Raw genomic sequence first — 11,780 nt, 5'->3', positions numbered from 1 at the left:
ACCGTGACACGACGGATCGCCGCACTGGCCGCGATCCTGACGGCCGCCGCCCTTCTCAGCCCGCAGGCAGCCAGAGCCGACCAGGCCCCGGCGTCTCTCACAGCGGTCTTCGGCGGCGCCATCACCCCCACAACCCCGCTGCTGCCACTGGGCGCGCACCTGCCGACGATGCGGGCCCCGCAGCCCACCCACGACACACCGCCCACCCTCGCGGCCCTCACCCAGGCTGAGGAACAAGCAGCGAAGCAGGGTCACTACGGGACGGCGCCCGCACAGAACCCCGCAGGTGCACGTACCTCGCTCCAGTCGGACCCCTACATCACCGTCCAGGGATGCCGGGACCTCTACGGGGACCAGACAGGCGCCTCCCCCCTGGACCGGTTCAACTACTGCGCGATCCGGCCCTCGGTGATCTACACCCTCAACGCGGATGGTGCGATCGTCGGCACCACGACATTCCGCTTCGTCACCGCCGGCCGGGGCGACAAGGGATCGCGCAGCATGTATTTCACGACCGGCGCCGACCGCTTCGTTGACATCGGCACTGTCTCCAGCCCGGCCACCACCACCCTGGAACTCACCTACAGCACGTCCGGCTACAGCGACTGGGACGGAACCAACCCAGCCTGCACCGTCACCGGAAACAGCCCCCTGAAGGTCCTGAACTGGAAGCAGGGCTCCACGAGCGTCTTCAGCATTTCCTCGGCGAAGACCGACGGCTACTCGGGCGACAAGATCAGCCGGTGCGGTATCGCCCAATGGGGCCGCTCGGACCTGAACGTCGGCTGGCTGCAGCTCGAACGCACCAACGGACGCATGGACTCCTCCACGTACATCGGGTCGCTGGGCGGCAGCATCTTCCTCGATGTGTTCCCCGTCTTTTGGGACTACTCGAAGTCTTCGCCCACACACGGTGCGGTCGCCCAGCACATCTGGGACGCCCAGAACCAGCCCGCCACCACCTACCCGGTGAAGGCCGGCAAGTCGGTGCCCGGCTCCATCAGCTCCGGCAAGCCGCTGCACCGTGCTGCCGACGTCGTCTGGGACGTGGACTCTTCCACCCGCGTCAAGGCGAACCGCACCAACCGCGTCGCAGCCTGTACCTCCCTGTCCCCCTCCGGCACCCCTGCCGGCACCCAGTGCGACGAGTACCCGTTCGCGTCCACCTGGGAAGGCGCCGGCGTCGGCGACGGCAACTTCTCCGTCCGCTACCTGCCGTCCGCGCAGAACGGCGCTGCAGGAACACTGCTGGCCTCCTGGTACACCAACCAGCGGATCCTCGGCCGTGAGGAGTACTACATCGAGATCGGCGCCTGACCATGGGACGGCGTCTCCTCGGCCTGGCCGGGGAGACGCCACGCCTGGATGAGGTACCTCTCCAGGACATCACGCGTATCGCTGTTGGTGACGACACCCCGGTCCTCCACCGCGAACCCGAGACTCCGCCGGACCCGGAACCCGTAGCGGCCGGGCATCCCGCACGGGATCGGGGGTTCCTGTGTCCAGCCGCCCATCAGCTCTACCACCATCACGATGCCCGTCGTCAAGGTGATGGTCACCTCTTGCACGAGCGGCACCTGCGACGTCGGCGGCTCGTTGTCCCACACCTCGACGTCGAGCACCACGTCGTGGTCGTGGATCAGGCTCATCACGCGGAAGCTGCGCGCACCCACGCCGATCGATTCGTCCTCATTCAGGGGTGGCGCCTCCACGTCGTCCCATGTGAAGTCGGCCAGCACAAATTGGCTGTATTCGATGGTGACGTGCCGCTGGGCGGTCACAAGGAGTTCCGACATTCATCCAGCCTAGGCGGCCTTCGGGGACTCTTTCAGCCGCTTGTGCGCCCGGTACACGACCGTGCACCGATGGCGGCGTTCACCTGTTCGGCCTTCCCCTGGGGCTGACAGAGAAAGGGCCGATTCTTGCCCGAGCAAAATCGCACAGCCACCACGAAGGGCCAGCCCAGTTCCGTCAAGAAATCTCGCCAAATATCGAACATGCGATCTGGGCTCAATCCCCTAAGGGGCGTTACATACGGCCACAGCGCTCGTTTTTAGAGCACTCGTCCGAAACCAGGAGGCATCGTGCACCCCCTTGTCGAAGCCGTCGGTATCCACTTGCTGTTCGAGAGTGACGGCCACGTCCTGCTGGGCAGACGATTGAACACTTCCTACGAGCACGGTGCGTATCACGTCCCAGCGGGCCACCTGAAACCCGGCGAGTCGGTGGCAGCGGGGGCGGCGCGGGAGGCGTATGAGGAGACCGGGGTGATCATCGACGCCGAGTCCGGCCTCCAGTTGACGCACGTGGTCCACCAGCTCGACGCGGACGACGGCCGTGACCGACTGCAGCTGTTCTTCCGGGTCCTGGCCTATACCGGGGTGATCGCTACGAAGGAGCCGGACAAGTGCGCCGGCTGGGAGTGGCACCCGCTCGACGTATTGCCCGAGCCGCTGGTCGACTACACCCGCGCCGCCCCGGACGCGATCCGCGCTGGCCGAACCTTTACCGCGATCGGCTGGGACACCGCATCGGCGGCGACGCGACAGGCCGGGGGCCGGGTGTGAAGACCTTTCACCGCTCCAAGACCTCCTCTCACGTGCCGCACTCGGCCACCGAGCAGCTTCTGTTCGGCGGCCGGTTACGGGGCGACTGGGGGTGGACCACCCACGAGGGTGCCCGGTTGAACGTGACGTTCCTCTCGGTGCTCCGGCAACTGCCGCGCATGATCGGGCAGACCGCCGCGATGGCGTGGGCCGTCGACCGCGTCGCGCTGGTTGCCGTCGTCGTCGCGCAACTCGGCCAGGGTGCCGCAGGCGCCTTCGGGCTGCTGGCCGCCAACCGGGTCCTGCTGGGTCTGTTCGCCGGAGGCCCGACCGGGGACAAGGTGCGCGCCGCGTTCCCCTCGCTGCTGTGGATGGCGACGGCCAGCGCGCTGGCCGCGGTGCTGCAAGCCGTCGCCCAGGCGGCCGGTGGGCGCTTGGAGCCGAAGGTCGAGCGGCACGCCGCGGTCAGCATGCTCGCGCGGATCATCCGGGTGGAGATGGAGACCATCGAAGACCCGGAATTCCACGCGCTGGTCGACTCCGGGCAGCACGGCACGATGGCCGCGCGTCGTCTGATCACCCACAGCCTGGGCATCGGTGAGGGGGTGATGGCGTTGGCCGCCTCCGGTGGTGTCCTGGCAGTGCTGCATCCGATCTTGGTGCCCTTGCTGCTGGCCGTGGTGCTCCCCAAAGCGTGGGGGACCATTCGTGCGGCCCGCCGCGACTACGCCTCGGTGCAGGTCTGGATCGAGCACGTCCGCCAGCAGATGACGCTACGACGCCTGATGATCTCCCAGACCGCTTCGCCGGAAATGCGCGTGCACGCTGCCGGGCCTTCCTCCTGGACCAGTACAAGACGATGTCCATGGAGGGTGAGGAGGAACAGACACGCCTGGCCCGGGAAGCGGCTGGCACCGAGCTGCTGACCTCCGCGATCTCCGGGCTCACTTCCGCTGTGACGTACTTGGTCCTGGCCTGGCTGCTCACCAGCGGCCATATGCCGCTGGCCTCGGCAGCGACCGCTGTTCTGGCCATCCGCAACGGCACCATGGGACTGCGGCGCCTAGTCACCAACGTCCACCAGCTGTACGAGCAGGCCCTGTTCTTCAACGACCTGGTGAAGGCCCGGGACGAGGCAACCCGCCGTGCCATTCCCACCGGCGGTATCCCCCTGACCGCCAGTCCGGAACTCATTCAATTCGACCGCGTGACCTTCACCTATCCCGGCCGCGAGGCCCCCGCGCTGGAGGACGTGAGCCTGATGTAGGCGGCAAGCGCATCTGAGCAATCCAGCGCTCTTGGCCTCGAGCCTCCCGACCAGTGAACAACGTCCGCATCGGCGTGTTGAGAACAATTCCTTGATCATCACCAACAGCTGAAGTCCCCGCCTGGCCCGCAGGGTGAATGCGTTCTCGGGCTGTGAGATCGAGCAGGGTGGTGGCGTGATCAGCTAGTGATCGTGCCGCTTCCCGCGGCAGGCCACCATCGCCGACGCTGCCGCCGGCCGCACCAGCTCCCCGCCGCCGTGAGCGGCCGCCGGGAAGGCGTTCCGCATGAGCCGATGCCGGGTCAGCCGCGTGGTGCGGTGGGCTGGTGGGGGATCTGGTCGGTGTCGAATGTGCCGTCGGCGATCTGTCGGGCGAGGTTGGCGAGGTGGTGGTGGTTGGATCGGGCGTAGATGCGGAACGCGGAGAAGGCGTCGTCGACAGAGATGTGCCAGCGCTCGGCGAGGATGCCCTTGACCTGTTCCACGACGATGCGGCTGGTGAGGGCGTACTGGAGCTGGCCGCGTTCCAGTTCGCTGTGGGCCAGGGTGCGCTGCTGGAGGATGGCGATGGTCGCCACGTCCGCCAGGGCCTGGGCGAGGGTAACGTCGGCGGCGCTGAGGGGATCGGGGGCGGTCTGGAACAGGCCCAGGACCCCGATGACCCGGCCGCGCAGGCGCAGCGGGATGGCGTTGGCGGTGACGAAGCCGGTTTTGTGGGCTGCTGCGGCGAACTGGGGCCAGTGCTGGGTGGTCTGCGGGTCGTGGAGGTCGATGTCGGTGCGCGGGGTGCCGCTGCGGTAGCAGTCCACGCAGGGGCCCTGGTCGTGCTGCAGGACCAGGAGTTCCAGGAGTCTGGTGTGCTCGTCGGAGGCGGCCAGGACCTGGAGGTGGTCGTGCTGGTCGGCCAGCAGGATGCCGACGGCGGCCACGTCCAGGAGTTCCATGCAGCGCACGGAGAGCTGCTGGAGGAAGTCGATGAGGTCGAAGTCGTCGATCAGGGAGTCGGCGACTTCCACGAAGACCTCGGTGAGCTGCTGTTCGCGGGGCATGGCGATCAGTCCTTGTCTGCGACGGGCACCGCGGTGCCGTCGCCGTCGCCGTTGTGGTCCAGGCGAAGTCGCCGGTCCACGATGTCCTGGGAGGTGGCGTTGATGGTGCGTCCGCTGCTGTAAGCATGCGCGCGCAGCCGTAGCAGGGCTTGGGGCAGGGGCAGGGAGAGTTGGACGCTGAGCATGCCGGTGGCCTGGTGGACCACGGCGTGCGGCAGGGTGCGCAGGGGATCGGTGGGGTCCAGGGCGTTCTGCCCGGGTTCGCCCTGGCCCAGGCATCGGGCGGTCAGGGCCGCCGCCAGCACCAGGGCGTCGTCGGCCTGTTCGGGTGTCAGGGGACCGGGGGTGCGGCGTACGGCGGTCAGGACGCCGACGCGGATCGCGCCGATTCCCAGCGGGAAGCAGAACACCGCGCGGGCCGCCAGGTCGGGGGCTTCCATGGACAGCAGCGGCCAGCGGTCGGCGCGGACCGCAGCCAGGTCCGGTACCCACACCATGGCTCCGGTGCTGGCCGTATCGATGCCCGGTCCCTGGCCCAGGGTGAGCTGCAGGTCCTCGAAGTCGCAGGCCGGGCCCTGGGAGGACCACCACACCTCGCTGTGGTGGTCCTCGTCCGCTGTGGTCAGCGACAGGGCCAGGCCGTCGACGCCCAGGGCCCCGGCTGCCGCTGCGGCGATGTCCGCCACTTCGCCGGGCTCCTCCTGGTTCTGCAGGAGGAGCAGGACTTTGGCCATGCGGTCACTGATCATCGGGCGCCCCTGCGGCGCGGGCCTGGGGCAGGAACCGGCCGCGGACGGCCCGGTCGATCGGGGCCCCGTCCTGGAGCAGGTCGCGGATACCGTCGGTGCGGGTGGCGAGATAGAGGTGGGCTCCGGTGAGGGCGAGCAGGCGGGACAGCATCGGGCACGGGTTCTCCAGGCGCAGGCGCCCTCCGTCGGCGGTGGTGAGCCAGGTCGCGTCGAGGAGGGCGTTCAGGCCGCTGATGTCGCAGAAGGTGACATGGTTCAGGTCGAGGTCGATGGTGCGGATCCCCGCGTGCAGGCACCCCTGTACCGCCTGGTGCACGAAGGGGGCGGAGTCGAGGTCGATCTCGCCGGCCAGTGCGATCAGCGTTCCCCGTCTGCGGTCGTGCCGGTGGACGGTCAGCCGTTGGTGTTCCGGTCCCGGGGACGGCGGCGCCGTCAGGGTAGCTGCTGTGGTGCGCTGCCTGTGGAACACCCTGGACTCCCTGGCGTCTTGTGCGCGACGCGGCCGGGTTCAGGGGCAGCTGGAAAAGCACCGCTGAGGCGGTTTCACGGCGGTCTGCGGGCAATGCCGTCGTCGTTCTATGCCCCTGGCAGGTCCGGGGTGAGGCATGACGCGCCTCATCGCACCGGCATATTCAGCTCTTCCCTCCATACAGTAGCCCTGTCTGACACGCATGGTGACGACCGTCGGGCAGGAACGGCAACCTTTCGGCTGACGCCGGTCCCGCTGCCCGGCGGATCGGAGCGGTCACAGGTCCAGGACCTGCTGTCCACCGCCGCCAAGCATGCGGAGCCCGAGTGCCCCGGTGTTCGGGTGGAGAGCGAGGTCATCCCCGATGAGCCGGTGAGCGGATTGCTGGACCTGCAGCGCCTGGCGCCGCTGCTGGTGCTGGGCGCACGCGGGGCAGGCGGCTTCGCGGGCCTGCTGCTGGGGTCGGTGGGTCTGCGGGTGGCGGCCCGCGCGGCGTTCCCCGTCGTGGTGGTCCGCGGTCCCGGGCAGCGCCCGTCCCACCAGCGGCCCCGGGTCGTGCTGGGCCTTGGCCCGAACCCGTCCGCTGAGGCAACGCGGTTCGCGGTTCGGGAAGCGGTCCTGCGGCAGGCGGACCTGCACCTGGTCCATGCCTGGCCCTCGAACTCCGCCGACGCGTTCGCGCTCATGAACGCAGCAGCCAAGCACGTCGCCCAGCTGCTGGACACCCCGGTGCCCGGGGCCGCCGGCACGTTCCGCGTGCAGGTGGAGCACAAGTCCACGCACGGACCGGCCGCCAAGGTCTTGCTCCACCAGGCCGGCAGCGCAGACCTGGTCGTGGTCGGCGCCCACCGCCGCCAGGGCCATCTGGGACTGCAGTTGGGCCCGGTCAACCACGCCGTGCTGCACCACGCCCCCTGCCCCGTCGCCGTCGTGGCAGGTCAGGACCACCCCGACCCCGACTAGGTCCCGCACGTGCGGTGACCGCCCACCCCAGCGCGGTACCCGGGCCTCCCCGGGCCTGCCGGCGGCCCTGCGGCGCCATCGGCGGTGGTCCCTGCCCGGAGGGTGCTCATTGACAGAGACTGGTCGCGGGCGTTGACTGACAGTACGGCGTTGGACTATGCCGCCTGGAAGCTTCCGGGTGTCGGGCCCCACGTTCCGTTTCGCCTGGACCCCGCGGAACTCAGGGAATTCCCGTAGCCGCCCGGAGGACCGGCCGCCCATTCTGCGGACCTGACCGTAGCGACCCGCCGACATTCGCGCGCGTCATCCGATCCGAGGCACCCGATGCCCGTCCTGATCATCATTATCGTTGTGCTAGTTGTTCTGGCCGTGCTCGCGCTGGCGGTGAAGATCGTCAAGCAGTACGAGCAGGGCGTCCTGTTCCGCTTGGGCCGCGTCGTTGGCCCCCGGGAACCGGGACTGCACCTGATCATCCCGTTCATCGACGTCATGCACCGCGTCTCGCTGCGGATCGTGACCATGCCGATCCAGTCCCAGGGCATCATCACCCGCGACAACGTCAGCGTCGACGTCTCCGCCGTCGCCTACTTCCGGGTCGTGGACCCGGTCAAGTCGGTGGTCGCGATCGAGAACGTCTACGCCGCGATCGACCAGATCGCCCAGACCACGCTGCGCAAGGTCGTCGGCCAGCACACCCTGGACGAGACCCTGTCCGAGACCGACGCGATCAACCTGGACATCCGCGAGATCCTGGACGTGGCCACCGTCGAGTGGGGCGTCCAGGTGACGCTGGTGGAGCTGAAGGACATTCAGCTGCCGGACAGCATGAAGCGGGCAATGGCCCGCCAGGCCGAGGCCGAGCGGGAGAAGCGCGCCAAGATCATCAACGCCGAGGGCGAGTCCCTGGCCGCCGCCGCACTGGGCGAGGCGTCCGACATCATGATGGAGCACCCCCTTGCCCTCCAACTGCGCAACCTGCAGAGCCTGGTGGAGATCGGCGTCGACAAGAACACCACCGTCGTCTTCCCGGCCCCGCTGATGAGCACCATCGGGGAGCTGGGCTCCTTCCTGGCGCGCGAGACCGCCGCCGCCGTGCCCCTGACCGCCGCTGTCCCCAGGGCGCGGCCGGGGCTGACGGACACCTCGGACCCCGACGTGCCGGGTCCGGTCGTGGAGACCTCCAAGGGCGACATCCCGGTCAACGGCTCCCCGCTCCTCAACAGCCATTAGCCACCGCCCCACCGGACCGCGGGCCATGACCATGAAGGAGTCCTGAGCCATGGACGTCGAACCCCCCTCCCAGCCCGCCGTCACCGGCGAGCCGGTCCTGTCACCGGACCTGCTGCAGGCGATGGACGCGTACTGGCGGGCGGCGAACTATTTGTCGGTTGGCCAGCTCTACCTCTACGACAACCCGCTGCTGACCAAGCCGCTGGAGCTGGCCCACGTCAAGCCGCTGATCGTCGGCCACTGGGGCACCACCCCCGGGCAGAACTTCATCTACGTGCACCTGAATCGGGTGATCAAGAAGTACGACCTGGACATGTTCTACGTCGCCGGCCCCGGTCACGGCGGCCCCGCCCTGGTGGGCAACACCTACCTGGAGGGGTCCTACAGCGAGGTCTACCCCGACATCAGCCAGGACGAGGCGGGGATGAAGAAGCTGTTCACCCAGTTCTCCTTCCCCGGCGGGATCTCCAGCCACGTCGCACCCTCCACCCCGGGCTCCATCCACGAGGGCGGTGAGCTGGGCTACTCGCTCAGCCATGCCTTCGGGGCCGCGTTCGACAACCCCGCCCTGATCGTGGCCTGCGTGGTCGGCGACGGCGAGGCCGAGACCGGACCGCTGGCCACCTCCTGGCAGTCCACGAAGTTCCTCAGCCCCGTCGGCGACGGGGCGGTCCTGCCGATCCTGCACCTGAACGGCTACAAGATCAGCAACCCGGCAATCCTGGCCCGGATCGAGGAGGAGGAGTTGGAGCAGTTCCTCCGCGGCTGCGGCTGGGAGCCGGTATTCGTCTCCGGAGATGAGCCGCAGGCGATGCACCAGCTGATGGCCGCTGCCCTGGACCGTGCAATCCAGCGGATCCAGGCCCTCCAGGAGCACGCCCGCACCACCGGCGACACCACCCGGCCGCGCTGGCCGATGATCGTCCTGCGCTCCCCCAAGGGCTGGACCGGCCCCAAGGAGGTCGACGGTCTCCCGATCGAGGGCACCTTCCGCTCGCACCAGGTCCCGCTGCTGGTCGACGCCGACCACCCCGGGCACGTCGAGCAGTTGGAGGAGTGGATGCGCAGCTACCGCCCCGAGGAGCTGTTCGACACCGACGGCGCGCTGGTGCCGGAGTTGGCCGCGCTGGCACCCGAGGGCGATCGGCGGATGGGCGCGAACCCGCACACCAACGGCGGCATGCTGCTGCGGGACCTGCGGATGCCCGACTTCCGCACCCACGGCGTGGACGTGCCTGCCCCCGGCGCGGTCCAGGCTCAGGACACGCTGGTGCTTGGCAGCTTCCTGCGGGACGTCACCGCGCTGAACGAGCGCACGCGCAATTTCCGCCTCGTCGGCCCCGACGAGACCGTGTCCAACTTCCTGGGCTCGGTCTTCGAGGTCACCAGCCGCCAGTGGCAAGGCGCCACCGTGGAGGGAGATGAGTTCCTGGCACCCCAGGGGCGGGTGCTGGACTCGATGCTCAGCGAGCACCAGTGCCAGGGCTGGCTGGAGGGATACCTCCTGACCGGCCGCCACGGGCTGTTCAACTGCTACGAGGCGTTCATCCACATCGTCGACTCGATGTTCAACCAGCACGCCAAATGGCTCAAGATCACCAAGAAGCTGCCCTGGCGGCGTGACATCGCCTCCCTCAACTACCTGCTGACCTCGCACGTCTGGCAGCAGGACCACAACGGCTTCACCCACCAGGACCCCGGCTTCCTGGACCACGTGGTGAACAAGAAGGCCGACGTGGTACGCGTCTACCTGCCCCCGGACGCCAACACCCTGCTGTCCGTGATGGACCACTGCCTGCGCAGCCGCAACTACGTCAACGTCGTGGTCGCCGGCAAGCGCGCGATGCCGCAGTGGCTCTCCATGGAGGCCGCAGTCGTGCACTGCACCGAGGGAGCCGGCATCTGGCAGTGGGCCAGCAACGACCAGGGAGCGGAACCGGACGTGGTCCTGGCCTGCGCCGGGGACACCCCCACCCTGGAAGTTCTGGCAACTGTCTCGATCCTGCGCGAGCACCTTCCGCAGCTCAGGGTCCGGGTCGTCAACGTGGTGGACCTGATGAAGCTCCAGCCCGAGAGCGAGCACCCGCACGGCCTGAGCGACGCCGACTACGACTCGCTGTTCACCCGCGACAAGCACATCATCTTCGCCTTCCACGGCTACCCCCAGCTGATCCACCGCCTCACCTACCGCCGCACCAACCGCAACCTGCACGTACGCGGCTACAACGAGGAGGGCACCATCACTACCGCCTTCGACATGCGCGTGCAGAACCGCCTTGACCGCTTCCACCTGGTCATGGACGTCATCGACCGGCTCCCGCAGCTCGGCGCCGGCGGCGACTACCTCAAGCAGCAGATGCAGGACAAGCTGGTCGAGCACACCCGCTACATCAACATCCACGGTCAGGACCTGCCCGAGATCCGCGACTGGGTCTGGGGCACGGCACCGTGAGCGCGCAGGAGCTGGTGGCCGTGGCCCAGGCGCTGGTCGGCGGCGACAAGGGCCTGCTGGCGATGGACGAGAGCATCCCCACCTGCGAGGAACGCTTCGACCAGGCCGGGATCCCCCGGACACCGCAGATGCGGCACGCCTACCGGCAGTGGCTGGTCACCACGCCGGGTCTGGGCGAGTTCATCAGCGCGGCGATCCTCCACGACGAGACGATCCGCCAGCGCGCCCCGGACGGGACGCCCCTGGTGCAGCTCCTGAACGACGCCGGGATCCTCGCCGGGATCAAGGTCGACGCCGGAACCCATGCGCTGGCGCTGAGTGCGGGCGAGAGCGTCACCGAGGGCCTGGACGGGCTGCGGGAGCGCCTGGCCGAGTACCGGAGCCTGGGTGCCCGCTTCGCCAAGTGGCGCGCGGTGATCACGATCGGCGAAGACCGCCCAAGCGCCGGCTGCATCCAGGCCAACGCCCACCCCCTGGCCCGTTACGCCGCCCTGTGCCAGGAGGCCGGGCTGGTGCCGATGGTGGAGCCGGAGGTGCTCATGGACGGGCGGCACACCCTGAGGCGGTGCGGCGAGGTGACCGAGGATGTCCTGCGGGCGGTCTTCGGTCAGCTCCACGACCAGCGGGTCTCGTTGGAGGGTCTGATTCTCAAGCCGAACATGGTTCTCCCGGGATCGGACTGCCCCGACCAGGAGTCGGTGGACGCCGTGGCCGACGCCACCCTGGACGCCCTTCGGCGCACGGTGCCTGCCGCCGTCGCGGGGATCGCGTTCCTGTCGGGCGGGCAACCGGGTGAGCAGGCCACGGCCTATCTCAACGCCATGCACACGCGGGACCGGTCCCGCCTTCCCTGGCCCCTGACGTTCTCCTTCGCCCGCGCCATCCAGCAGCCGGCCCTGGAGATCTGGCACGGCAAGGACACCCAGGTCCCCGCCGCGCAGAAGGCCCTGCTGCACCGCGCCCGATGCGATGCGGCCGCCCGCCGCGGCGCCTACACCCCAGCCCTGGAGCGGGCCTCCTGACCTGCGGGTCACCCTTCCCCCTGTACGCGCACC

Annotated in this window: 12 protein-coding genes; 8 read left to right on the top strand and 4 right to left on the bottom strand. The window is 68.9% G+C overall.

Features of this window, described 5'->3' with window-relative positions; genetic code table 11:
- Positions 1-3 precede the first annotated feature (3 nt).
- Positions 4-1,317 carry a NucA/NucB deoxyribonuclease domain-containing protein gene (locus O3W51_RS22165; protein WP_269287207.1) on the top strand — a complete coding sequence of 438 codons (1,314 nt, stop codon included), beginning with the start codon at positions 4-6 and terminating at the stop codon, positions 1,315-1,317.
- Here the strand turns inward: O3W51_RS22165 and O3W51_RS22160 are convergent.
- Positions 1,296-1,781, bottom strand: coding sequence for a hypothetical protein (locus O3W51_RS22160; protein ID WP_164608387.1), 486 nt, complete (start codon positions 1,779-1,781; stop codon positions 1,296-1,298). The genes O3W51_RS22165 and O3W51_RS22160 overlap by 22 nt on opposite strands.
- A gap of 303 nt (positions 1,782-2,084) precedes the next feature.
- Here O3W51_RS22160 and O3W51_RS22155 point away from each other — a divergent pair, with 303 nt between their 5' ends.
- Genes O3W51_RS22155 through O3W51_RS22145 form a run of 3 tightly spaced genes read left to right on the top strand, consistent with a single transcriptional unit; the run spans position 2,085 to position 3,813 of the window.
- Positions 2,085-2,567, top strand: coding sequence for an NUDIX hydrolase (locus O3W51_RS22155; protein ID WP_164608386.1), 483 nt, complete (start codon positions 2,085-2,087; stop codon positions 2,565-2,567).
- Positions 2,564-3,472 carry a hypothetical protein gene (locus O3W51_RS22150; protein ID WP_164608385.1) on the top strand — a complete coding sequence of 303 codons (909 nt, stop codon included), beginning with the start codon at positions 2,564-2,566 and terminating at the stop codon, positions 3,470-3,472. Before O3W51_RS22155 ends, O3W51_RS22150 begins: the two co-directional genes overlap by 4 nt.
- A gap of 29 nt (positions 3,473-3,501) precedes the next feature.
- Positions 3,502-3,813, top strand: coding sequence for a hypothetical protein (locus O3W51_RS22145; RefSeq protein ID WP_164608384.1), 312 nt, complete (start codon positions 3,502-3,504; stop codon positions 3,811-3,813).
- Between the two features lie 302 nt (positions 3,814-4,115).
- Here O3W51_RS22145 and O3W51_RS22140 read toward each other — a convergent pair whose 3' ends face one another.
- From O3W51_RS22140 to O3W51_RS22130, 3 genes are read right to left on the bottom strand one after another with little or no spacing between them, the layout of a single operon-like run.
- Entirely contained in the window at positions 4,116-4,862 is a 747-nt protein-coding gene (locus O3W51_RS22140; RefSeq protein ID WP_164608383.1) for a GAF and ANTAR domain-containing protein, read from the bottom strand.
- Between the two features lie 5 nt (positions 4,863-4,867).
- Positions 4,868-5,611 (bottom strand): ANTAR domain-containing protein, encoded by a 744-nt coding sequence (locus O3W51_RS22135; protein WP_164608382.1) that lies wholly within the window; start codon positions 5,609-5,611, stop codon positions 4,868-4,870.
- Entirely contained in the window at positions 5,601-6,080 is a 480-nt protein-coding gene (locus tag O3W51_RS22130) for an STAS domain-containing protein (protein WP_269287205.1), read from the bottom strand. The genes O3W51_RS22135 and O3W51_RS22130 overlap by 11 nt, the downstream gene beginning before the upstream one ends.
- 93 nt (positions 6,081-6,173) lie before the next feature.
- Between O3W51_RS22130 and O3W51_RS22125 the strand changes: the two genes are divergently transcribed.
- The 4 genes from O3W51_RS22125 (at position 6,174) to O3W51_RS22110 (ending at position 11,747) form a co-directional block, all read left to right on the top strand.
- Entirely contained in the window at positions 6,174-7,043 is an 870-nt protein-coding gene (locus O3W51_RS22125; protein ID WP_239070840.1) for a universal stress protein, read from the top strand.
- A gap of 351 nt (positions 7,044-7,394) precedes the next feature.
- The gene (locus O3W51_RS22120; RefSeq protein WP_269287204.1) at positions 7,395-8,273 is read left to right on the top strand and encodes a slipin family protein; all 879 of its coding nucleotides are present in this window, start codon (positions 7,395-7,397) and stop codon (positions 8,271-8,273) included.
- Between the two features lie 49 nt (positions 8,274-8,322).
- Positions 8,323-10,725 carry a phosphoketolase family protein gene (locus tag O3W51_RS22115; protein WP_164608379.1) on the top strand — a complete coding sequence of 801 codons (2,403 nt, stop codon included), beginning with the start codon at positions 8,323-8,325 and terminating at the stop codon, positions 10,723-10,725.
- Positions 10,722-11,747, top strand: coding sequence for a class I fructose-bisphosphate aldolase (locus tag O3W51_RS22110; RefSeq protein WP_164608378.1), 1,026 nt, complete (start codon positions 10,722-10,724; stop codon positions 11,745-11,747). Before O3W51_RS22115 ends, O3W51_RS22110 begins: the two co-directional genes overlap by 4 nt.
- Positions 11,748-11,780: the final 33 nt, after the last annotated feature.

This window comes from Streptomyces sp. H39-C1 (assembly GCF_027158125.1).
In the GTDB taxonomy this organism is placed as follows: Bacteria; Actinomycetota; Actinomycetes; order Streptomycetales; family Streptomycetaceae; genus Actinacidiphila; species Actinacidiphila fildesensis.
This window is presented reverse-complemented; position numbering and strand designations above follow the sequence as displayed.

What these genes read in the sequence shown, in the direction of transcription:
- O3W51_RS22140 (WP_164608383.1), bottom strand. Translation starts at nt 4,862, where the DNA reads ATGCCCCGCGAACAGCAGCTCACCGAGGTCTTCGTGGAAGTCGCCGAC.
- O3W51_RS22135 (WP_164608382.1), bottom strand. Translation starts at nt 5,611, where the DNA reads ATGATCAGTGACCGCATGGCCAAAGTCCTGCTCCTCCTGCAGAACCAG.
- O3W51_RS22125 (WP_239070840.1), top strand. Translation starts at nt 6,174, where the DNA reads ATGCCGTCGTCGTTCTATGCCCCTGGCAGGTCCGGGGTGAGGCATGAC.
- O3W51_RS22115 (WP_164608379.1), top strand. Translation starts at nt 8,323, where the DNA reads ATGGACGTCGAACCCCCCTCCCAGCCCGCCGTCACCGGCGAGCCGGTC.